Annotated in this window: 24 protein-coding genes and 1 other RNA gene; 13 read left to right on the forward strand and 12 right to left on the reverse strand. The window is 45.9% G+C overall.

The genetic code is table 11. From position 1 onward, the window contains the following. Positions 1-92: 92 nt before the first annotated feature. Both JZ784_RS07835 and rlmH read right to left on the reverse strand, forming a co-directional pair. Positions 93-869 (reverse strand): class III extradiol ring-cleavage dioxygenase, encoded by a 777-nt coding sequence (locus tag JZ784_RS07835; RefSeq protein ID WP_005008369.1) that lies wholly within the window; start codon positions 867-869, stop codon positions 93-95. A gap of 113 nt (positions 870-982) precedes the next feature. Beyond that, entirely contained in the window at positions 983-1465 is a 483-nt protein-coding gene (rlmH, locus tag JZ784_RS07840; RefSeq protein WP_005008370.1) for a 23S rRNA (pseudouridine(1915)-N(3))-methyltransferase RlmH, read from the reverse strand. A gap of 162 nt (positions 1466-1627) precedes the next feature. Between rlmH and JZ784_RS07845 the strand changes: the two genes are divergently transcribed. Next, complete coding sequence (locus JZ784_RS07845; RefSeq protein ID WP_346314456.1) at positions 1628-2572, forward strand: M28 family peptidase; 945 nt, start codon at positions 1628-1630, stop codon at positions 2570-2572. 602 nt (positions 2573-3174) lie between these two features. On the opposite strand, the gene JZ784_RS07850 is transcribed toward JZ784_RS07845, so the two are convergent. The 3 genes from JZ784_RS07850 to JZ784_RS07860 form a co-directional block, all read right to left on the reverse strand. Continuing rightward, the gene (locus JZ784_RS07850; protein WP_219189881.1) at positions 3175-3552 is read right to left on the reverse strand and encodes a VOC family protein; all 378 of its coding nucleotides are present in this window, start codon (positions 3550-3552) and stop codon (positions 3175-3177) included. A 181-nt stretch (positions 3553-3733) separates the two neighbouring features. Next, positions 3734-6160, reverse strand: coding sequence for an endopeptidase La (lon, locus tag JZ784_RS07855; protein WP_346314457.1), 2427 nt, complete (start codon positions 6158-6160; stop codon positions 3734-3736). 147 nt (positions 6161-6307) lie between these two features. Then, positions 6308-6895, reverse strand: coding sequence for a 5-formyltetrahydrofolate cyclo-ligase (locus JZ784_RS07860; RefSeq protein ID WP_346314458.1), 588 nt, complete (start codon positions 6893-6895; stop codon positions 6308-6310). Positions 6896-7218: 323 nt separating this feature from the next. Between JZ784_RS07860 and JZ784_RS07865 the strand changes: the two genes are divergently transcribed. The 3 genes from JZ784_RS07865 (at position 7219) to JZ784_RS07875 (ending at position 9643) form a co-directional block, all read left to right on the forward strand. Beyond that, positions 7219-8433 (forward strand): YncE family protein, encoded by a 1215-nt coding sequence (locus JZ784_RS07865; RefSeq protein ID WP_346314681.1) that lies wholly within the window; start codon positions 7219-7221, stop codon positions 8431-8433. A 108-nt stretch (positions 8434-8541) separates the two neighbouring features. Beyond that, positions 8542-9000 carry a hypothetical protein gene (locus JZ784_RS07870; RefSeq protein WP_346314459.1) on the forward strand — a complete coding sequence of 153 codons (459 nt, stop codon included), beginning with the start codon at positions 8542-8544 and terminating at the stop codon, positions 8998-9000. Positions 9001-9286: 286 nt separating this feature from the next. After that, complete coding sequence (locus tag JZ784_RS07875) at positions 9287-9643, forward strand: DUF1304 domain-containing protein (protein WP_346314460.1); 357 nt, start codon at positions 9287-9289, stop codon at positions 9641-9643. Positions 9644-10038: 395 nt separating this feature from the next. On the opposite strand, the gene ssrS is transcribed toward JZ784_RS07875, so the two are convergent. The 3 genes from ssrS to JZ784_RS07890 all read right to left on the reverse strand — a co-directional run bounded on the left by ssrS (position 10039) and on the right by JZ784_RS07890 (position 11164). Then, a non-coding RNA gene (gene ssrS, locus JZ784_RS07880) (6S RNA) lies at positions 10039-10223 on the reverse strand. 99 nt (positions 10224-10322) lie between these two features. After that, entirely contained in the window at positions 10323-10610 is a 288-nt protein-coding gene (locus JZ784_RS07885; RefSeq protein WP_005008385.1) for a cell division protein ZapA, read from the reverse strand. Positions 10611-10612: 2 nt separating this feature from the next. Next, entirely contained in the window at positions 10613-11164 is a 552-nt protein-coding gene (locus JZ784_RS07890; protein ID WP_005008388.1) for a hypothetical protein, read from the reverse strand. 64 nt (positions 11165-11228) lie between these two features. Between JZ784_RS07890 and JZ784_RS07895 the strand changes: the two genes are divergently transcribed. Together JZ784_RS07895 and pepP are read left to right on the forward strand one after the other, a co-directional pair. Beyond that, positions 11229-11846, forward strand: a complete 618-nt coding sequence (locus JZ784_RS07895) for a UPF0149 family protein (RefSeq protein ID WP_346314461.1) — start codon at positions 11229-11231, stop codon at positions 11844-11846. 70 nt (positions 11847-11916) lie between these two features. Beyond that, positions 11917-13239 (forward strand): Xaa-Pro aminopeptidase, encoded by a 1323-nt coding sequence (gene pepP / locus JZ784_RS07900; RefSeq protein ID WP_346314462.1) that lies wholly within the window; start codon positions 11917-11919, stop codon positions 13237-13239. A gap of 64 nt (positions 13240-13303) precedes the next feature. On the opposite strand, the gene JZ784_RS07905 is transcribed toward pepP, so the two are convergent. Next, on the reverse strand, positions 13304-13879 hold the full coding sequence (locus tag JZ784_RS07905) for a nucleotidyltransferase family protein (RefSeq protein ID WP_346314463.1): 576 nt from the start codon (positions 13877-13879) through the stop codon (positions 13304-13306). A gap of 335 nt (positions 13880-14214) precedes the next feature. After that, positions 14215-14718, reverse strand: a complete 504-nt coding sequence (locus JZ784_RS07910) for a GrpB family protein (RefSeq protein ID WP_346314464.1) — start codon at positions 14716-14718, stop codon at positions 14215-14217. Between the two features lie 463 nt (positions 14719-15181). Between JZ784_RS07910 and ubiH the strand changes: the two genes are divergently transcribed. The 3 genes from ubiH to JZ784_RS07925 all read left to right on the forward strand — a co-directional run bounded on the left by ubiH (position 15182) and on the right by JZ784_RS07925 (position 18058). Next, positions 15182-16390, forward strand: coding sequence for a 2-octaprenyl-6-methoxyphenyl hydroxylase (ubiH, locus tag JZ784_RS07915; RefSeq protein WP_346314465.1), 1209 nt, complete (start codon positions 15182-15184; stop codon positions 16388-16390). A gap of 2 nt (positions 16391-16392) precedes the next feature. Further along, positions 16393-17631 (forward strand): FAD-dependent monooxygenase, encoded by a 1239-nt coding sequence (locus JZ784_RS07920; RefSeq protein WP_346314682.1) that lies wholly within the window; start codon positions 16393-16395, stop codon positions 17629-17631. A gap of 178 nt (positions 17632-17809) precedes the next feature. Beyond that, positions 17810-18058: a hypothetical protein gene (locus JZ784_RS07925; protein ID WP_005008401.1), complete on the forward strand. Its 249-nt coding sequence runs from the start codon at positions 17810-17812 to the stop codon at positions 18056-18058. Between the two features lie 15 nt (positions 18059-18073). Here the strand turns inward: JZ784_RS07925 and JZ784_RS07930 are convergent, their stop codons facing one another. Then, positions 18074-18490 carry a hypothetical protein gene (locus JZ784_RS07930; RefSeq protein ID WP_346314466.1) on the reverse strand — a complete coding sequence of 139 codons (417 nt, stop codon included), beginning with the start codon at positions 18488-18490 and terminating at the stop codon, positions 18074-18076. A 196-nt stretch (positions 18491-18686) separates the two neighbouring features. After that, on the reverse strand, positions 18687-19535 hold the full coding sequence (gene rsmI, locus JZ784_RS07935) for a 16S rRNA (cytidine(1402)-2'-O)-methyltransferase (protein ID WP_346314467.1): 849 nt from the start codon (positions 19533-19535) through the stop codon (positions 18687-18689). A 10-nt stretch (positions 19536-19545) separates the two neighbouring features. On the opposite strand from rsmI, the gene JZ784_RS07940 reads away from it, so the two are divergent. The 4 genes from JZ784_RS07940 to JZ784_RS07955 all read left to right on the forward strand — a co-directional run bounded on the left by JZ784_RS07940 (position 19546) and on the right by JZ784_RS07955 (position 22570). Next, a complete protein-coding gene (locus JZ784_RS07940) occupies positions 19546-20493 on the forward strand; it encodes a penicillin-binding protein activator (protein WP_346314468.1) in 948 nt (315 codons plus the stop codon). Positions 20494-20532: 39 nt separating this feature from the next. Further along, positions 20533-20940 carry a YraN family protein gene (locus JZ784_RS07945; RefSeq protein WP_130147717.1) on the forward strand — a complete coding sequence of 136 codons (408 nt, stop codon included), beginning with the start codon at positions 20533-20535 and terminating at the stop codon, positions 20938-20940. Between the two features lie 66 nt (positions 20941-21006). Next, positions 21007-21699, forward strand: coding sequence for a BON domain-containing protein (locus tag JZ784_RS07950; protein ID WP_005008412.1), 693 nt, complete (start codon positions 21007-21009; stop codon positions 21697-21699). Next, positions 21689-22570: an alpha/beta hydrolase gene (locus tag JZ784_RS07955; RefSeq protein WP_005008414.1), complete on the forward strand. Its 882-nt coding sequence runs from the start codon at positions 21689-21691 to the stop codon at positions 22568-22570. Before JZ784_RS07950 ends, JZ784_RS07955 begins: the two co-directional genes overlap by 11 nt. The last annotated feature ends 7 nt before the right edge of the window (positions 22571-22577 follow it).

Raw genomic sequence — 22577 nt, forward strand, 5'->3', positions numbered from 1 at the left:
AAGTTTAAAAAAAATGGATACATTCGGCCCTTTTAGGTATCAAAATGTATCAATTAATATTTATTTGTTAACTTATAAATAGTTTTTATATATTAATCGAAGCGGTAAATGTCCATGCCGAGTGACCCCATGCTGAAGCTGCTGTGCACGATGCTGAAACGGTGGCCTGTGCCCATGGCAAAGAACAGCGGTGCAAAGTGTTCCAGCGTCGGATGGTTGCGTTCGGCATAGGGGATCGTCTGCCAGTCCAATACAGCATCATAATCACTGTGGGCCAGCTTGCTGACCACATAATTGCGGAATGCTGACGCCCACACAGGGACTGGAGCCGGCTGGCGGTTCCATGAGAGTTCACGCAGGTTATGGGTAATGCTGCCGGATCCAATAATCAAAATTTGTTTGCTGCGCAAAGGCGCAAGCGTCTGGCCGATTTTGTAAATATCTTGCGCTGACATGCTGATTGGCAGGGCAATTTCGACCACAGGAATATCTGCCTGCGGATACATATGCAGCAGCGGCATCCATACGCCATGATCATGCGGGCGCGTGCTGTTGGCGTGGGCGGAAAAACCCGCTTCTGAGAGCATATGCAGAATATTTTCTGCCAATTCAGGATGGCCAGGCGCAGGATAGCGGATATCGTATAATTCAGGCGGGAAACCGCGGAAATCATGCCATGTTTCCGGGCGCACGCCAGTGTTGACTTCCAGCGCGCTGCTTTCCCAATGCGCTGACATCACAATGATGGCTTCAGGTTTAGGCAGATTTAAGCTCAGGCGTTCCAAAGCGGGGCCGACTTGCTCAGGATTAATTGCCAGCATGGGCGAGCCATGGGAAATAAATAAGCCGGGCAGGGTTTGCAGATTCATTTGCTGTACGCCTAATTAACTGTTCTGTAAGTATTTTGACAAATTTTTCAGATGCGATAAATATCGGATTAATCAACAAAACGTTGCATAAATGCAACGTTTAAAGGAAGGCATTAGCCCGCGCGGTGGTAGGGGTGGTTGTGGTTAATGCTCATGGCGCGGTACAGCTGTTCAATCAGCATCACGCGGACCATCGGATGCGGCAGCGTCAACTTGGATAGCGACCAATGCCAAGCAGCCGCTTTGCGGACCGCTTCTGAGTGCCCATCGGGCCCGCCAATGGCTAATACAATATCATTGCCTTCCAGCATCCAGCCTTTCATGGTTTCAGCCAGTTTTTCTGTGCTGAATTCACGGCCGCCTACTTCCAGCGCTATCAGAATTTCATTATGCTTCATGGCATTTAAAATACTGTCGCCTTCAATCTGGCGGTATTTCAAAATATCTGCTTCTGAATCATTTTTACCGCGTTTTGCCATCGGGAGTTCAATAATTTGAGTTTGAACAAAAGGCTGAATGCGTTTGAAATAATCTTCAAAGCCAGTCAATACCCATGCAGGCATCTTTTGGCCAATGGTGATAATGCGGATTTTCATAGCAGGCTGTAATGAATGTAAAGCGCCATTATAACGAGAAATAACGCTTTGCTGAGATCAGAAACAATTTGCAATTGAATTGGCGAAGCCATTATTGCTTTAATATCTAGAAAGCGTGAACCTGTTCACACAACTTGAGAAATAATAATAAGGAAGTTTGCGATGAAGAAATATAAAATCATACAGCTTGCTGGGCAGAGTTTCTTCAGTTTCATGGCGGTTATGGCCGCTTCATCTGCGCATGCCGCGGCAATTAAAAATGCAGAACCGCAGAATTTAACGGTTTATATGGAACAGCTGCTGGGGGACGGCGATTATCGGAATTTTAAAGATGTGAGGGAGCTGAACCGAGTGTCTTCATGGATCCGCGAGCAGATGCGGCTTTTCGGCATTCCATGCCAATATCAGACCTATAAGGTGAACGATGAGGCCTACCGCAATGTGGTGTGTACACTCAAAGGCAATAGCGCTGAAAAAATTATTGTGGGCGCGCACTATGATGTTTTTGAAGATAAGCCCGGCGCGGACGATAATGCATCTGGCGTGGCTGGAGTAATTGAAACAGCGCGCATTCTCTCAGCGGAAAAAAGCAGCCTAAAAAATACCGTCGATTTTGTGTTTTACACCTTAAATGAAGCGCCGTTTTCAGGTACGGAAGACATGGGCAGCTATGTGCATGCAAAATCGATTGAAAAGCAAAATCAAGCGGTTAAAAGCATTTATATCTTGGAAAATATTGGCTATTTTGATCCAAATCTGGTGCAGGAATATCCGATTGGCCTGAAATGGATTTATCCGGATCATGGCAATTATATTGCGGCCGTTGGCAATTTGCAGTCCCGTGAGATCACAGCCGGTTTTTGCGGCGCAATGAAGAATTTAAATCAGCTGCAATGTGAAAGGCTGATTGCGCCATCCTTTGTTCAGGCAATGGACTTCTCTGACCACAATAATTACTGGGCTTTTGATTTGCCGGCAATCGTCATTACAGATACGGGCATATACCGCAATAAAAACTATCATACCGATAAAGACACGATAGACAATGTGGATGTCGGGAAAATGGGGCAGGTGGTAAACGGCTTAGTGCAAACTATTTTAAAGTGATATCCGATGCCCGCATTTTTAGGCAAACTCCAAAATGAATCTATTTGCATATTTGCTGGCTTTAGAATGCCTTTGCATAAAAAACGCAGTCCTGAAAGCCTTTGGACTGCGATAAAAGATCACCTGCCTGGAGATGCAGATGACCATTTTAGGACTCATAAATTTTTAAGCTTAGAGCCTACATGGAACATACAGCGCAGTATGTCTCTACTATTAATATGGAGGTAAATCACCTTTTTTCAAGAGCAGCTCTCCAATTGTGAAGGGTTTAAAAGAACTGGATATTTCAAAGCTTTAAATTTATATATTGTGGTTTGAAACGCTGTATGCTATGGCTTAAAGTAAGTTTTGGGCTGTATAGCCATCACACCAAGACTAGAAAAAACAATAAATTTAAAAACGGCTCTGAAAGATTTACTGTACGCCTAAATTGCCCTTTTGGGAATATCTGTATAAATTTTAATCAATAAAAGGGTTCGCATTAGGCAGTCTGCACAGCATTTTTCCAGCGGGTAAAACTCATGATAGGCCGCGTTTCATAGGCCAGGCGATGACGAATATAAGATAGAGCGATACCCTCAATCATCCTGCATCAGCTGGCTTTATTTCATTGAGTGAATGCCGAACAGATTTCCCTCTGTGTCGAGCCCTAAGACAATATGGCCATATTCGCCAATCGACATTTTCTCTTGATGAATTTTTCCGCCGGCGGATTCAATTCGAGCCTGTTCTATGGCGCAATCTTCACTGCTGAAATAAACCACGGTGCTGTTGCCTCCCGCGGGTACACCGTCCATTTTCACCAATGTGCCGGTTGTGCCGTATTGGCTCATATCGGAAGGGAAGGCCCACATGAGCATATTGGAATTGTTCGGATCTCCCAGCAGGCTTAATTCAACCGAGAGTAAGGTTTCATAAAATTTTTTGGCTCTATTCATATCATTGACATAAATTTCAAACCAGCAAACAGGATTTGACATATTGATTGGCCTTTAAAATTTGAATGCAAATATGATCATTAATTGATCTGTTTTATTATGCGTGAAATGCTTCAGAGTGGAATTTTAATTTTGTAATCGATGGTGTCGCTTCTAAAGCTGCTGCGCTGAAAAGCAAAAAGAGCGCCGAAGCGCTCTTTTTGTATGTGTCATTGATCAGTGCTTAATGGCGGGCTGCTTTAACTTCACCAGAAGCCTTCACAATCGGCGCCTTAGGCAAGGGTTTCGGCATGTCCACTAAAGCCAATGGCAGAATCTCATCGATGCTTTTCACCGGCTTAATTTCCAAGCCCTCTTTGACATTGTCTGGAATCTCAGCCAAGTCACGGACGTTTTCCTGAGGAATGAACACCAGTTTGATGCCGCCGCGGTGGGCTGCTAAAAGCTTCTCTTTCAAACCGCCAATGCGCATTGCACGGCCGCCTAAGCTGGTTTCACCTGTCATCGCAATATCGGGACGAATTGCAATGCCTGTGAAGGCAGAAACCAAGGCAGTCGTCAGCGCCAAACCTGCAGATGGGCCATCTTTCGGTGTTGCGCCTTCCGGCAAATGCACGTGAACATCAGTTTCTTCAAAGCGTGAAGCTTCAATGCCTAATTCATCCGCACGGGTGCGAACCACAGTCATGGCAGCGGTAATTGATTCTTTCATCACGTCACCGAGTGAACCGGTGGTGATGAATTTACCTTTGCCTTTCACGGCTGCCACTTCAATCGTCAGCAATTCACCGCCGACAGACGTCCAAGCAAGGCCATTAACGCGGCCGACTTGCGCTTCATCTTCCGCCATGCCGAAGTCAAACTTATGCGGACCTAGGTAGTCTGGAAGATTGGCCGAAGTCACATCAACCTGCAGGTTTTTCGCCTTTTTGCTGACCGCTTCTTTCACCACCTTACGGGCAATTTTAGAGACTTCGCGCTCTAAGCTGCGCACACCGGCTTCACGTGTATAACGCTGTACGATGTCACGGATTGCTTCTTCATGAACAGTCAGTTCTTTAGCGCGCAGGCCATTGTTCTTGATTGCTTTCGGAACAAGGTAACGTTCTGCAATGTTGATTTTTTCATCTTCGGTATAACCCGGCAGACGAATCACTTCCATGCGGTCAAGTAGCGCTTCCGGAATATTCATGCTGTTGGCGGTACAGATGAACATCACTTCAGACAAGTCCAGATCAAGATCTAAATAGTGATCGTTAAACTTGCTGTTCTGTGACGGATCAAGGACTTCCAGCAGGGCAGAAGCAGGATCGCCGCGGTAGTCTTGCGCCATCTTGTCGATTTCGTCGAGCAGGAACAATGGGTTTTTCACGCCGACTTTCGTTAAAGACTGCACAATTTTACCCGGCATCGCGCCAATATAGGTGCGGCGGTGACCGCGGATTTCCGCTTCGTCACGTACGCCACCCAGCGCCATGCGCACAAACTCACGGCCTGTCGCTTTCGCAACCGATTCACCCAGTGAGGTTTTACCTACACCCGGAGGACCGACTAAGCACAGGATCGGGCCTTTGAGTTTTTTCACCCGTGACTGCACTGCAAGATATTCCACAATACGGTCTTTTACGTCATCTAAGCCGTAATGGTCTGCATCTAAAATTTCTTGCGCCTTGGCTAAGTTAATGCTGACTTTGCTGGCTTTATTCCAAGGCGTATCTAAGATGGCCTCGATATAATTGCGCACCACAGCCGCTTCACTAGACGCCGGCTGCATAGCTTTGAGTTTGCGGAATTCAGCTTCGACTTTTTTGCGCACATGCTCAGGCAGATCGGCTTCTGCAAGGCGTCTTTCAATTTCTGCAACGTCGTCTTCAGCGCCGCCATTCATGTCGGAAAGCTCGCGCTGAATGACCTTCATCTTTTCATTGAGGAAGTATTCGCGCTGGTTTTTTTCCATTTGGCGTTTAACTGAATCATGCAGAGTCTGTTCAATCTGCTGCTCTTCAGACTGCTGCAGCAGGTAAGTCATCAATTCCTGCAAATGCGCTTCGAATTCATCGTGTTCTAAGAATTTTTGCTTCACATCAATATTCAAAGGTACACGGGTTGCAACGAAAAACAGCAATTGCAATAAATCATCAATTTTGTTGGCCGCAGCAATCAGCTCACGCGCATTGCGCAGTTTCGCTTCCGCATATTGCGCGAACATGGTGCGCAATTCTTCAATGCGTGATTCATGCTTCTCGCTATCGGCTGCAACAGTCATTGGGCTTAAGCTATGTTCTGCAGACAGGTATTCATCATTGTCGATGATTTTGACCAGCTTTGAACGGTGCAAGCCCTCAATGAGTACTTTAATGCAGTTTTCATCATTTTCGTGATTCACAACTTGCACAATCTTCGCGACAGTACCGTATTGATATAAATTGTCGTGATCAATTTCTTCTGTAAGCGAATCTTTCTGTGCAACTACAAATACGAGATTGTCACTGTTACGAGCCACGTCCACTGCATTGATCGATTTTTCACGACCCACAAATAGCGCAATCTGCATGTGAGGATAAACCACCACATCGCGCAGCGCCAAAAGCGGCAATACACTTGGAACCTGAGGCTCTAAGGTTTCTTCATTCATAATAATTTCAGACATGGGCACTCCTAATGAGTGACAACGGTGTTGCCATGTTTTTTATAGTGATGGGTATTTTAAAAATTACAAGGGCGTGGCGGAATAAATTGTATGAAAAATGAGTAAACATCTGATTTTAAAACAGTCTAACCTGTCAAAATGATCAATTTAACGCGGAAATCGCAATAAGGCTTGCGGGGTCAGCAAGGCGTCCAAAGGCTGATCCCAAGATTCACGGGGCAAAGTTTCACTGATCAGCTGAAAATGATGCGCAAGGCTCAGCCTGAAAGGATGCTGCGGCGCTGAAGCTAAGGTTTTATCGTAATAGCCGCCGCCCATACCAATGCGCGTGCCGTGTGCGTCGCAAGCCAATAAAGGCATGATCAGCAGATCCAGTTTGGACACATGCAGGCCGCGTGAGGACATGGGTTCTTTCATGCCTAAGGGGTGGTGTGAAAAGCGCTGGCTGAAATACTGATGCTGAGAGATGTGCACCCATGACAGGCGCTGGTTCATATTGCAAATCATAGGCAAATACACAGATTTACCTTGAGCAAAGCAGTACTGCATAATTTTACGGGTATGAATTTCACCAAAGGCATGGAGATAAATGCCGATCTTTTTGGCCTGCTGAAATTCGGGCAGCCGTATGATGCGATTTAATACCGCCTGTTCCGATTGTCTTTGCTGAAATTTGCTTACAGCACGGCGCTGTTGGCGCAGGTCTTTTCTAAGCGTGTTTAAATCGTAGAACATGCGGCTTTATATTTCAGAATTTTTTACAGTTTAATCCTTCAATGTTAAACAGCAAGTGCAGAGCGGCATCTATTTGAAATATTCATCTCGATGCCGGCATGCTTCCGTTTATCTAAATTGCAGGTTTTGGTGAATATTTCATCGGATTTTATTGTGCATTCATATTTATACATTTGTATATTTATTCGTGCGCCAGGCATTGAAGCAAAGAGCAGTGCTTGCTGCAGACGGCGGTATCAAAACATTTTGAACAGCCGATAATTAAAGAAAAATCAAAAAAATCAGCAGATTGCTGGAGAATAAAAATGAAATGGAAAGCAAAAATGAAGCATCAAGTGGCGCAGCTGCTGATTTTGACGGCAGCCGGTTCTGGCGCGGCCATAGCTGCTGCGCCAAGCAACAGCCAGCAGGTCTTTTTTGTCGGCAATAACTGGGACGGGACGGTGACCGTGATCCGCTCTTCCGGCGATTTTGGAAAGATTGGCGTCATCAATATGATTCCGGACCGTAAAGAGCGGCTGCTGGAAATCCACTTAAATCCAGTGAAATTGATTGCCTACACCTATATTCAATCGACTGCAGGTGAAGGGCACGATCAGCTGGTGGATGACATGTATTCCACGCCAGACGGTAAATCGGTCGTGGCTTCCCGCCCAAGTTTTGCAGATGTGGTTTCGATTAATATTGCAACTGGAAAGATTAACTGGCGCACGCCGGTAGAAGGCTTCCGCGCTGACCATATGGCGGTGTCTCCGAATGGACAGCAAGTGGCGGTTTCGGCCTCTTCAGGCAATGTTGTGCAGGTATTGGACATCAATAGCGGCAAGGAATTGGGCCGTTTTGCCACAGGGGACAAACCGCATGAAAACATTTATTTCGATGGCGGCAGCAAGATTTTGAACTCGGCGATCGGCAATGTGGAAACCTCAATGGATGCCTCATGGCAGGACTTTACCAAGGGCAAGCGCTATCTCACCATTGCCGATGCAGGTAATTTTAATGTGCTGAAAAAAATTGATTTCCGCCCGGCATTGGATGCCGTTGGGCGCAAAGACTTATCCAATGCGGTGCGGCCAATTGTATTCAGCAAAGATGAAAGCAAGATTTATGCGCAGGTTTCATTTTTCAATGGCTTGGTGGAGTATGATTTAAATCAGGACAAGGTGACCCGCATTGGGCAGCTGCCAGGCAGTTCAACAATTCCTTCTGACCGCAGCAAATGGGTCAATGATTCACGGCATCACGGCTTATCCATCAGCAGTGACGGAGAGAAATTATGTGTCGCGGGAACCATGGATGACTACGCCACAATTGTGGACCGGAAAACTTTAAAAGCAGGCAAACTGATCTCTGCCGGCAAGCCCTACTGGGCGACCCGCAGCCCGGACGGCAAAAGCTGCATTATCTCTGAAAGCGCCAATGACACCGTGACGGTGATTGATTTTGACACAGGCGATAAGGTGTTGAGCGTCCCTGTAGGCAATCATCCGCAGCGCGTGCGCATCGGTTATGCGCCTGCAGGCTGGCCTGCGCAATAAAAAGAGCGGGTGAGCTGAGAACAGGCTGGGCCAGCCTGTTCTCTAAGATGCGCAGCTCCGCGGAGCGCATTGAATACAGCAAATGAATAAAAATAAAAAAGGTGAAGTATGCTTTCTCGAGTGCAACTGGCTGTGGCCGCTTCCGTCGGGTTTATGGTGATGGCGGCTTGGCTTGTGTTTTTAAAGCCGGATCCAGCGGCATTGTTGGAAAATTCACAGCGCACTCAGCCTGCGGCGATTGAAAAAAATATATCAGCAGCAGAAGCGCTAAATTCCCTGCAGCCAATGCAAGTAAAAAAGCAGGAATCCTATCTGCCGGATCAATCGGCATTGCAGCAGCGCGACAGGTTATATAAAGAATTTGAAGGCATCAGCATCAGCCTCAGCCAAGGCCAGCAGCCAGATGCGCGAAAAGTGGATGAGCTGCTGCAGCAGCAAATGCAGCTGGTGAAATCGGGAGGGCTTTCAGCGCAAGACGCCATCAATTATTGTGAATTTCTAAGCAAAGTCATGCCGGAAATGGATCAGCAAATAAACCGCTATATTCGGCAGCTGGAAAAATTGTAAAAACAGAGTCTTCAGCCGCTTGCTTGATCAATTTAAGGAGGAACCGCTTGAACGCGCTTTGGACGGCCTTTCATTGGGATCAAGCTGTTTTACGCAGGCTGAAGAAAACACAGCTCAGCACAGTGACTGGCTAAGTCATGTTTATAGGATGAAAAAGTCCGTATTTCATTAGAAGATGGCTTGCAGTCATGGTCAAAAAATTAAATCGTTTTAAATTGCTGAATCGGTTATTTTAAAATGAACAGAACGAAATAAATAAACTGCACGGAACAGAAGGAAAAGAAATATGATTTCTCAGATATTGATTGTGATTATTGCTCTTTTGCACATCTATTTTCTGGTTCTGGAGATGTTTTTGTGGCAGAAGCCAGCGGGTTTAAAAGCATTCGGAAATACGCCAGAAAAGGCGGCATTAACGAAAGTATTGGCGCAGAATCAGGGGCTTTATAATGGTTTTCTAGCCGCAGGCCTGATTTGGTCACTGCTGGTATCGCTGCCATTTTCATTCATGCTGGCAAACTTCTTTCTGATCTGCGTCTTAATCGCAGGAATTTATGGCAGTGTCACGGCAAGCCGAAAGATTCTTTATATTCAAGCGCTGCCTGCTTTAGCCGCGTTGATTTTATTGAATTTAGGTATATGAAAATAGCAGTGAGCCTGTTGCAGGCGGATGAATCATGATTTTACATTCCGTTTACAGGGGCTCGCAGGTTTGGCAGGGATTGCAATGCGCAGAGGAATCACTAATTGGGGGTGATTTTATAAACCGGCAATAGGCCTGAATATTGCACATCTGATTTATGGAATTTTACCGATCAACGGGGTTTTATGCAGCAAAGCGCTAAAGTGGCGGGATACGCAGCTTATAGCGATAGAACAGAGTGCCGGTTCGGATATATCATTCAAACTATAGGCGTACATTCAGATGAACAGGCCGGACGGAAAAGCGTCATATGTGTTGAGTGAAGGATGGCGAGGCAATTAAAAGAGGAAAATTTGCTGGAAGGCGTTCGATAAATTTGAATGGTTTGAAATTGAAATAGCTCCGGAGGTGCCGCTGCATGTGTCGTTACCCTGAACCCGATGAGTTCAAGGTGGACGCGACGTATACTTGCTGGGTTTCCCATACGGAGATGGGCATACGCTCTAAATATACAGAACACGATCCATAAGTGTTAGTATCGGCAGGGGAATAGACCCGCTGGCGAACACCCCAGAGTTAGAGCAAGTATAACCAATAAAGCGCTAGAGGCAAATCATCTTCAGCATAAGATGCGTAAACTTCTTTTGTATTTGGCTGCGCTTTATGCAAAAGATCCCGCTTATTCAGCGAGATCTTCAGCTTCTTCCAAAATAGTCTGCAGCAGCCGTTCACAGTGTTCGTATTCCTGCAGGCTTTTATTCATGCTCAGCACTTCCTGCATCAGCTCCAGCGCCACCATAATAATCAGCTTGCTGGGTTCCATGCGCGGCGCTTTGCGACGGAATTCATCATATTTATCGTTGAGCAGCTGGGCTGCACGTTCTAAATCAGCCTGCTGACTGGCTGTGGTCGCTAAGCGGAAGTTATGGCCAAGGACTTTTAAATCGACAGCAATTTGTTCAGTCATGCTTAAGCTTCCTCGTTTGCGTCAGTTGGGTGGGCCAATTGCTGGATTTCCTGCGCATGCTGATCTTGGGCCGTGCCTAAAACCGCTAAGCGCTGAATGATGGCTTCCACTTTGGCTTTGGCATGTTCATTTTTCTGTAGCAGGCGCTGACGTTCCTGCTGCAGGGACTGAATTTCCTGCATGGCATGGCGCTGTTCGTTTTGCATTTTTTCTTTGACTACACGCAATTCATTGCGTTCTGCCAAAATTTCCTGAAACCGGTTTTTTAAATCGGTGCAGCTTTTTTCCAAACGGCTGTAACGGTCAGCCAAAGAGGCTGCATCATTATTCAGGTGCTGAAATTGAGAGCGGGATTCGGTTAACTGCTCTGTCAGCGTATCAATTTCTTCTTGTTTGTGCGTAATGATGCCGTTTTTATGCACAATTTGCGCATGATGCTGTTCATTTGCAGAATCTTTATCTTCTGCAAGCGAGGCGTTTTCACTTTCATAATGCGCAAGTTTCGTTTTTAAAACGTTCAGATGCGCTTGCAGACGCTGTAATTCTTCTAACATATCGTGGTCGCACAGTATTGCAAACAAAGGTAATATATAAGAAGTATAGAGATTGGATAAACGAATGCAAGACGATATTTCAGGTTGGTCAGAATGGAACCGCAATTTTAGTGAAATCGAAGAGATTTCCAGCCCCAGCGAACTGCACGGCTTGCTGACAGGCATTGTCTGTGTGACGCAGGTGCCGACGCGCGAAGAGTGGCAGCAGATTTTAGCGACGCTTGAAGTGACTGAAATCAGCGATGAAGCGATTGCGGCTTTAGCCGACGAAACCGAAGACATTGCGCATGCGCTATCTGAAGATGAGCTGGACTATTTGCCGCTGCTGCCGGATGATGAACACAGTTTGTCTGAGCGGGTTCAAGCCCTTGCGGACTGGTGCGCAGGCGTGGTGTTAGGCTTTGGCTTGGCTTCAGGGCATTTGCGCGCAGAAGAGCAGGAATTGATTGAGCATCTGCAGGATGTCGCTTCAGTTGAATTTGATGAATCAGATGATGATGACGAAGGCGAAGAAAGCTATCAGGAACTGTACGAGTTTGTACGCCTGATTCCAGTCAGCCTGTCGATGGGCCGCAAGAAAATTGAAGTGGCTGAAAGTCCGCTTTTGCAGCTGTTTTCTGCCAAAAAATCGGCTGATGCAAATAATGTTGTAGAAATGTTTACACCGCACCGTCCAAGCTGATTTTGGGCGTTTCATCCCGCTTTCAGCATTAACTTTAACTATTTATTTAAGAGTGATAAGAAGTATTCAGATGAAGAAATTGACTCAAGCTGACTTTCAGGAACGCCGCGATATTCTTGCAGGTGAAATGGGGCTGCGCAGCATCGCGATTATTGCCACGAGCAAAGAAGCAATGCGCAACCGCGATGCCGACTACAAATTCCGAGCGGACAGCAGTTTCTTTTATCTGACTGGCTTTGCAGAGCCTGAAGCGGTTGCAGTGATTGAAACCTTTGACAGCGAAGAAGATGGCTATACCTACAGCCTATTCTGCCGCGAACGCGACCGTGAAATGGAAATTTGGCATGGCTACCGTGCAGGTGTGGACGGCGCCGTCGATGACTATGAGGCCGATGAAGCGTATGCCATTGATTTGCTTGATGAAGAAATCCTTGAAAAATTGCAGAACAAAGACAAATTGTTTTACCGCATTGGCCAGCAGGCTGATTTTGATGCGCGTGTTGCCAAATGGATTGCCGCTGCGGGCGGTGAATCCCGCAAGGGGGCATCTGCACCCGCTCAGGTGATTCAGCTGGACCGCATTGTCGATGAGCTGCGTTTGCATAAATCTGAAGATGAGTTGGCGCTGATGCAGCTGGCATCTGATATTTCTGCAGAAGCGCATACCCGCGCCATGCAAGCGGTTAAGCCCGGCATGATGGAATACGCGCTGGAAGCTGAACTGAATTATGTGTTTGGCAAAAATGGCTGCGTGCCTTCATATAACAGCATTGTCGGCGGCGGTGAAAACGGCTGCATTCTGCATTATGTGGAAAACGACAAAGAGCTGAAAGATGGAGACCTGGTGCTGATTGATGCAGCCTGTGAATATCAGCTGTATGCTTCCGATATTACCCGTACTTTTCCAGTGAATGGTCAATTTAGCCCAGAGCAGAAAGCGCTGTATAACGTCGTTTTAGATGCCCAGCTTGCCGCCATTGACGCCGTGCGTATTGGCAACTCTTATAAAGAGCCGCATCATGTCGCAGTGCGTATATTGGTGCAAGGTTTGCTCGACCTCGGCATTATGCACGGCAATATTGATGAAATTATTGCCGCTGAATCGTTCCGCCAGTTCTATATGCATGGCACAGGCCACTGGCTGGGCATGGATGTGCATGATGTCGGTGCATATAAGCAGGATGGTGAATGGCGTGCTTATGAAGAAGGCATGGTGGTCACCGTTGAGCCGGGTCTGTATATTGCGCCGGACGATGAAACTGTCGATGAAAAATGGCGCGGGATCGGCATCCGTATTGAAGATGATGTGGCGGTCACCAAAACCGGCCCGCGGGTTTTAACTGCGGCTGTAGTGAAATCTGTAGAAGAGATTGAAGCCTTGATGGCGAAGTAAGACTTCATAAATAAAAAGCCGGTCTGATGACTGGCTTTTTTTATTTTGTATTAGAAGTTTTATGTTAAACAGCTTGCGAATTAGGCTCTATAATTTTAAGCCAAGGCCAGCGAGCTTGATAACTTTTAGCTTTTTGGTGGAATAGATCTAACTTGTAATTTTTAGGATTAATGCGAAGAATTCCTTGTTCTATATCAGAGAAGCCATTTGGAGCATAAATTTTGTGCGATTCAATATCTAAACCAAGGCATGTTCCTGAAATTAGATAACGGTCTATACCATCTTGAGTTGATTCTAATTTTGGGTATTGTCCACCGAATCGGCTGCTATACCAAAGATGAACACGGGCTTGATTCTTTAATTCAATATTAATATCTAAATCTTGGAAAAGTTTTTGAGCAGAATTAATAATTTTGTTTTCAGCTTCAAAAGATAAATCTTCATCAAAATAGAAAACATCGTAATCTTTTATTCCCCAAGTTAATGGTAATTGTGATTGATGATTCCATATCGTTTGAAATAGGCATCCAGCTGTGAGCATACATTGATCTAAACCAAGCTGGGGAAGCCTAAAAGCAATTTCAGCATTGATGGTGTTTTTCATCGCAATATTGAGGAAATTTTCTGTTGTCAGTGCCATTTGTTTCTTAGTAAAAATCTACGATTAATAGGAATATGGTTTTAATTTGTTGTCGGAAAACCATGAAACATCCATTGGATGCCCCACAAAATAATGAGGGATAAGATTACTGAAAAAATGATTTCTAATTTCTTCATTTTTAAGTTTCCTTAAAATTAACATGATACACCTGATGTGAAATACTTATTTAAGCCCTGACATCCTGTCAGGGGATTTCGTATTAGTCTCTTAGACTGCCTCCTGCAGATTTGATCGTGATAGGCGTTTTAGATTTTCTTTTGATTCAGTTAATAATGGCAGCTTAGCTATGGCTGTGATAATCCTCTAAAGTGACTTTAATCCGTGAGCGACTCCATAACATTCTCGATAAAAGGCGCCTTGCGGATGAGATATTCAGCAATGCCGCCCGTATTGCTTTTCTCTAATTCGAGTTTTAAGTCCTGATAACTTTGTCGAATTTCTTTATGATTGATTAGCACATCTCGAAATCGAAGCATTCTATCAATTTCACGATGACCTGAAATACAGACATGCACTTTGTGTGTCCGCACTCCATTTATATCTCGACGGTAGAAATGGTGGCCTGATGACAGATCACTGCCACGTACATATCCGAGGCCACGCATGACATTATTTCGAGCAGTTTCATTGATATGTGCAGAAACCTCAATCAGTATGTCGATTTCTGGCTTGGCAGCGAGACCCGAAACGGCAGTACTTCCGACATGGTGAATATCAATCAGTTCAGTTCCAAAAGCCTTTGCAATTTGTGCTTTGGCTGCATGAAAGAGTATGGGCCATCTAATATCGTATGGAGAAATTTTGCTCGTGAGCTTCATGGCGCTTACTCTTTATACCAATAAACTTAAAAGTTGGGACGTCATAGCTTTGTCGCTTGGACTGTACTGAGTTTGTCAGAGATCTCTCTGCGTGGGAATAAAAAACTAATTTTATCCTATATTAATCATAATCTTAAATTATATTTTAAGCCCAATGGTGAATGCTGGGGCGTTTTAAATGATTTATCATATTTTATGCCTATTCTTTAATTAATTGTCTGCGCATTTGATTCATTCGCTTAAATAAATTTCTAAATGTTCAGCAGAAAATACCATAGCAACAAGATTGGCCCTTGGCTTAGCTATCCACAAAGGATGAAGCGGTTGAGTACTCAATCCTGCAACAAATTTCTAATTCATTATAAAAATGCATGTCCTTGATGTAATATAAAATCCATTACAGATTATACGTATTTCGAATGAATCTCCTGAATTCGAGTACCTCATAAAAAAGGATGAAAGCATGCAGCAAGAAGTCATTATTGTTGGCGGCGGTATGGTCGGACTGAGTCTGGCGCTTATGTTGGCAAAAGCGGATATTGGCGTGAAGCTGCTCGAAGCCATTCAATATCCAAATTATGATGATGCCAATCTTGCTCCCTATCATTCCAGTTTTGATGCGCGAAACAGCGCACTGTCGCGCCGCACTGTGCAAATCTATCAAGAGCTGGGCCTGTGGGAGGCCTTGCAGGAACATGCAACGCCAATCTATGAAGTCCACATTACAGAGCAGGGCAGTTTCGGCAAAGCCCGCCTAAAAGCAGAACAGGAAAAAGTCGAAAGCTTTGGACAGGTCATTGAAAATGCATGGCTGGGCCGGGTACTGCTGCAACAGGTTAAGCAAGACGCCTTGATTGAACTGATCGATGGCGTGCAAGTCACCTCTTTAACCCAAGATGCAGATTGGGCATATATTGAAGCCATCCGCGGAGCAGAAAAAATTGCACTGCAGTCAAAATTAGTGATTGCGGCTGATGGCCGCGATTCATTCTGCCGCAAAGCTTTAGGCATTGGCGCATCTGAACATGATTATGATCAAGTGGCGATTGTCACCACTGTGCAAACCTCAAAACCGCATAATCATGTCGGCTTTGAGCGTTTCAGCCCGCTGGGGCCTTTAGCGCTGCTGCCGCTGCCGGGTGAATACCGCCGTTCTGTGGTTTGGCCAGTGCCTGCGGGTACAGAAGGTGAGTGGATGGGCGATGAAAATGATCAGCACTTTTTAGATGCCTTGCAGCAGACTTATGGCGACCGCGCTGGCAAGTTCCAAAAAACCGGCAAGCGTTTCAGTTTTCCGCTGTCACAAGTATTGGCAGAAAAGCAGGCGGTCGGCCGTGTGGTGCTGATGGGCAACGCCGCTCATACCATTCACCCGGTTGCAGGACAGGGCTTTAACCTGTGCATGCGGGATGCTTATGTGCTGCGCCGCTATTTAATCGAGCAAAATACTCAAGCTTCCGACTTGGGTGACGCCGCCATGCTGCTGGATTATGAAAAGTCCCGCCTGACCGATCAGCAGCGGGTGATTAAATTCTGTGATTCTGTAGTGCGCGGTTTCAGCAACCAAAACCCAATTTTAAAATTCATCCGCAATACAGGCTTGGTGGCATTTGACACGATTCCCGGTATTAAACCGCTGGTCGCAAATTATGCAATGGGGCTGAAAGCATGAATATGAGTCATGATCCGGTATTGGATGCAGTTATTATTGGCGGCGGTTTGGTGGGCGGCTTAGCAGCGCTGCTGTTAGCGCAAGGCGGCGTACAGGCGACTGTCTTGGATGCCGCGCCAATTTTGGATGCAGAAAAGAATTTAGCCGTTGCCAATCCGCGCGTATTGGCGCTGAGCCAAGCCACTATTCATTTGCTGAAAACAGTAGGTGTTTGGGAGAAATTAGCCCGTCAGATGCCCTATAGCGGCATGCAGGTGTGGAATAAAAATGGCTATGGCGAAATCAATTTTGGACATGCTTCTGAGCGCACCCCAAGTGCAGAGCAGGCACTGGGTTCAATGGTGGAACCCAGCATTTTGAATTTGGCGATACAGCAGCAAATGCTGGAACAGCTCAAAGATTATCGAACTCAAGTTAAAGTGATTCGTGTTGAAGAAGGTGTCGGCATTTGGCATATTCATTTGGCGGACGGCACTCAGCTGAAAACCAAATTGGTGATCGGGGCCGATGGCGCTAATTCTTTTGTCCGTGAACAAGCGTTTATTGATATTGATGTGCTGGATTATCAGCAGGCAGGCATCAGCTGCGCGATCCGCACCGCACAGCCGCATTTGCATATGGCGCGTCAGATTTTCTTGGAAACTGGGCCGCTGGCATTTTTGCCGATGGCGAGCTTAAGCTTTGAGCAAAACGGTTATTGGCAGTCGATTGTTTGGACGTTGCCAGACGATTATGCAGATGAATATGCAGCTTTATCAGATGAAGATTTTAAGGCGCTCTTAACCCGTGAAAGCCATCACATGCTGGGTGAAGTGTTGGATGCTACACCGCGGGCCAAGTTCCCGCTGAAAGCGCGTGCGGCGCAGCAGTATGTCAAAGCCGGTTTAGCGCTGATAGGCGATGCTGCCCATGTGATTCATCCGCTGGCAGGTCAAGGCGTGAATATTGGCTGTTTAGATGCCGCGGTGCTGTGCGATGCGCTGCTGCATGACAAGGCGCGCGGCGTGTGGGCGCATGAGCAGACCTTAAAGCGCTATGAGCACCGCCGCAAAGGGCAAAATGATGCCATGATGCACAGCATGTCTGCTATTGGCTGGCTGGAAACTGCAGCATTGTTTCCCGTGGTTTGGACGCGCAATTTTGGCTTGAAGCAAGTCGAAAATCAGCACATTTTAAAAGACGCGTTTATGGCTCAGGCCAGCGGCTTATCTTCTTTGAAAGCGACCCGTTATTGCGCATAAGCTGAAATAGCGAGTTTTTTAAGCATCTGTAAATGCATGATTACGATTTTGATCAAAAAAGATACGATTTTATGGTGATTAGCTCTATGCGAAAGCCAAAGAGATTGATAAATTTCTTCTAAATCAAAATCAGGTTTTTGCCTGACCAGTACAAGCAGTCATTCGTGGGGAGAGCAAGATGACAGAAATGAATGATTATGATGAATCAGAAGATTCTGCAGTAGATGATGATGAAGCGAAAGCAGCCGAAAAAGGCGCTTCAGATGCATCAGAAGGCGCATCTGACGGTGATGTTGCAGAAGCGGAAACATTGACAGTCACTGCTAAGCTGAAACAGCGTCAGACATTGGAAGATGAAGTGGCAGCATTCTTGGCGCGCGGCGGCAGGATTACTGAAGTGCCGCCGGATGAAAACGCGCACGACTGATAAAAAACACTGCTTTTAGGCAGTGTTTTTCTTTTCTGTGTATTTTTTGCTGATGGCGTAGAGCGGATAAAATACAAAATGCGCCAGCAGCATAAACATGCAGTTGATGATCAGAGCTCCCCAGTAAGGCGGAGCATGCATTGCCCCAATAAAGGCAATGAATGCTTGAAATACTAAAATAGCGCTGAGAAAAATATAAGGCCAATAGCGCGGCGTCTGCCAAAGAGGCGTAAGGCGCAAAATATTGCCGGCAATAAAGTAAATCGAAAAAATACCGCAAGTAATGAATACGGCCTGAGCATCCGGTGTCATCATCTGATCAAAAATATAATGCGGATAAGGCTTTGAGCCATAATATGCAATATGCAGCAGTCCAGTCAGCCAAAAGAGATTGAATAGATAGACCGGTTTAAACGTGGGTTTTGCCATCATGCGGTTATTGTTATTGAGGTGTTGATCATTATTCTAAAAGTATGGCATCACGTCCTCAAGGATTCAAATGCGGACTCAATAATTCCGCTGCTTAGACGCTGCTTCTGTATATTTAAGTGCTAAGAAAAGCATATCCATGACCAATATTGAACATGCCTTTCTTATTAGCAGAGCCGCTTATGCGCTGCTGCGCGGATTAGGATTCATCATTATTTTGAGTGAGTTCCAAAGCGCGCTGATAGGCGACTTTCTTTTTAATACCGGTTAAGTCGGCGGCTAACTGAGAGGCCGCTTTCACCGATAAGTCCTGCAGCAGCCGGGTCAGCAATTGATCCAGCTTTTCCTGTTCCAAATCTTTTTCTGCAGTTGCGCCGCCAATCACCAAGACAATTTCGCCTTTTTGCTGATTATGGTCAGATTCCACAAAAGTCACCAATTCGCCCAGCGTCATTTTTTTTATGGTTTCAAAGGTCTTGGTAATTTCACGGGCAAAACCGACAGGCCGCTCTGCGCCAAACACCTCAGCCATATCTTTTAAACACGCGACAATGCGATGCGGCGCTTCATAAATAATCATGGTCTGGGTTTCATCTTTCAGCTTATGCAGCGCTAAAAGGCGCTGTGACTGTTTTGACGGTAAAAAACCTTCAAAGCTGAAACGGTCGCTGGGCAGCCCCACGGCACTGAGCGCAGCAATGGCGGCGCAGGCGCCTGGTACAGGAATGACTTGAATATGGTGTTCTTGCGCGGCACGCACCAGCTTAAAGCCCGGATCGCTGATCAGCGGTGTGCCGGCGTCACTGATTAACGCCATATCTTCGCCATTTTTCAGGCGCTGAATCAGCTGATCAATCTTATTGCTTTCGTTGTGATCATGGCAGGCGGTTAGCGGTGTTTGAATATTAAAGTGTTTAAGTAATTGCGCAGAAGTTCGTGTATCCTCTGCGGCAATAATATTAACCGACTTCAGAACATTAATTGCACGATAACTAATATCATCTAAGTGCCCGATTGGAGTCGCAACAACAAATAACTGAGCACCCATAGGTTTCTCCATGTTTAAGAATAAGCGGAATAATAAGAAAAATTTACTTGTATTGGCGTTGATGGGAGGAATGACTTACGCCCAAGCAGAGGTTTTGGTTATTTTACCCGAATCTGGCCCTATGGCGCGAGCGGCATCGAGCATCAAGCTGGGTTTTCAAAGCGCATATGCGGCGTCTGGCCATCCAGAACCCCTTAAATTTGTGAATTCTGATCAAAAACAAATAGCCAAAGTGCTGAAGAAAAATATTACCCCAAAGACCAAGCTGATCGTGGGGCCTTTGGCGCGCGCAGAGGTGGATGCGCTGATGAAAGCCAGACCTAAAATACGGGTTTTAACGCTGAATGAAGGCGCCGCGCAGGCGGGCAATATCACGCAATTCAGCCTCGCGAAAAAAGATGATGCGCAAGCCTTGCAGAAAATACTGGCGGAAGACCGGATGCAGGAGCTGCTGGTGCTGCGTCAGCCGGGCGCGGAAACAGAGCATGAGCTGTTTTTAATGTCTTTGGTCACGCAGGCGGGCTTGCAAATGCAAGTGGTACATGCGCCGCCAAAAAAATTAAAAAGGCATCAGGCATTGCTGCTGCTGGGAAATAATGAGTGGATGAATGGGCAGCAGAAATTGCCGAAAAAACAGATTTATACAGTATCCAATGCCATTGAGGAAGATCAGCCGATTCCGAAAGGCATGAAATTCTGCGATACGCCTGCGCTGTACCGCGGTCAATGGGCGGAACTGTACAGCGCTTATCAGCAGCATCCGGTCACAATGCCTTATCAGCGCATGCTGGCCTTTGGCGGCGATGCATGGAGCATTGCGCAGCTGTATCTGCAGAACCCAAAACTGAAAGAAGCGGTTTTTGAGGGGAGAACTGGGCTGATCCAAATTAACGGCAACCACATTCAGCGTACACCGCATTGCTATCACAATACAGGAAAAGGCGTAACGGTCATTTAAATGCATTGAATTTATTCATTTTAAAGGGAAGCAGAATTGATGCAGATGGGGCAATGGGCTGAACAGCAGGCGCTTAAATTGGCCGAGCGGCAGGGTTTTTCTTTGGTGCAGGCCAATTATCACAGCCGTTTTGGTGAAATTGATCTGATTGTGCAGCGCGGCCAGGAACTGCTGTTTATTGAAGTCAAAGCGCGGTCTAAAACGGCATATGCACAGGCTTCTGAAACCGTTTCTATACATAAGCAGCGTAAAATGCTAAAAACTGCCCTGTATTTTCTGAATGAACAGCCTAGTTTTCAACAGTATTTTTGCCGCTTTGATGTGATTTGTTTTGATTTTTATCAACGGTTTGCAAAATCACTACAGCATGATTTTTCCAATTTCACTTATGATTTGCAATGGATAGAAAATGCTTTTACTTTTGATCAAGAGTTTATTAATCTTTGAACAAATATACTGTGTAAATGCATAGATAGAAATCGACTGAAAAAAAATATTGAGGAGTCATGCTGAGTGGTTAAGCGTATTGCAATGACAATGTTATGTGTCGCAAGTTTATCAGGATGCGCCAGTTTTATTTCCGGCGGTACAGGCACAGCGCCTGTAGGCACAGAAAGCGGTGCGCGTTCTTTAGGTCAGGTTTTTATTGATTCTTCAATTGTTAGAACAGCAAAAATTAATTTATATAAATTGGATTCGCGCTTTAAGCAGGCCCGTGTCAACATCGACAGTTTTCATGGCAATGTGCTGCTGACGGGGCAGGTTCCCGATGAGCACCTTAAGCAGCTGGCCGAAGACAATGTTAAAGCCATGAGTGATGTGAAAAGCATTCACAACTTTATTACTGTCGGCAATCAGATCAACTATAACACCATTATGCAAGATACGGCTGTAACAGCGAATACTCGTGGGCTGATTATGAAAGCGCCCGTGGTTTCGGACAGCAAAGTCAATATTCATACCGAAGATGGCGTCCTGTATGTCATGGGGCGTTTGAATACGGCTGAAATCAATGATTTGAATCAGGTGCTGCAGCAAGTGGGCAATGTGACCAAAATTGTGACTTTGGTGGATAATATTGATCAGGGCCTTCCGCCAGCCTCAACTGCGTCAAGCTTTTCAGCACCGATGGTCAATGGCGCTGTAGAAGCGCAAACGCCTGTTGCTATAGACCCGGATACAGCTGAACCGAATAATGCACCTTAATGTGAAAAGCTGGAAAAAGCAGCTCCATCAGAAAATTGAACTTGCGAAATTCATGTATCGGAATTTCCGCATTTATGACTTTGGCAGTTATGCATTAAACCGGTTAACGCCAAAGCAGGGCTATACCGTACAGCACAATGTGCCGTATGGCCTGAAAGCGCGCCACCGGCTCGATTTATACCGAAGCAGCGCGCCGCGCCAGCAGCGCCCGCTGATTGTTTTTGTGCATGGCGGGGCATGGATGCATGGGGATAAAAAGGATTACAGCTTTATCGGCGAAGCTTTTGCCAAAGAAGGCTTTGATGTGGCGGTGATTAACTACCATCTTGCGCCTAAGCATATCTTTCCAAGTTACATTGATGATTTAAGCCTGGCGCTGAATTTTCTCAGCCAGTCACAGCAAAAATTGCAGATAGCCGCCGAGAATATTGTGCTGATGGGGCATTCTGCAGGCGCATTCAATGTGATGTCGGCTCTGTATAATCCACACCCGTATCCGCTGCAAAGCAAGGATAAGATTCGGGCGATTATCGGTTTGGCTGGACCCTATCATTTTGATTATAAGGGCGACCCGCTTTGCGCCGATGCCTTTGATCAGAACCTGCCGTATCAGCAGGTAATGCCGTACTATTTTGTGGAGCAAAACTCCATTAAGCATTATTTGTTTACGGCAGCCAATGACAACATTGTCGGCCACAGCAACAGCATGGATTTTGATGCCAAGCTGCGGGAGCGGGGCAATTACAGCCAGCTGATTTCTGTGCCGCGGGTTGGGCATATTACGATGATTGGTTCTGTTTCCAGTTTGTTCAGCCGTTTTTTTAGCACTAAAACAGCTATTATGCGCGCCTTGGACGATGCATTAAAATAATCGGCTG

Source organism: Acinetobacter sp. CWB-B33 (assembly GCF_039655955.1).
Classification (GTDB): domain Bacteria; phylum Pseudomonadota; class Gammaproteobacteria; order Pseudomonadales; family Moraxellaceae; genus Acinetobacter; species Acinetobacter bouvetii.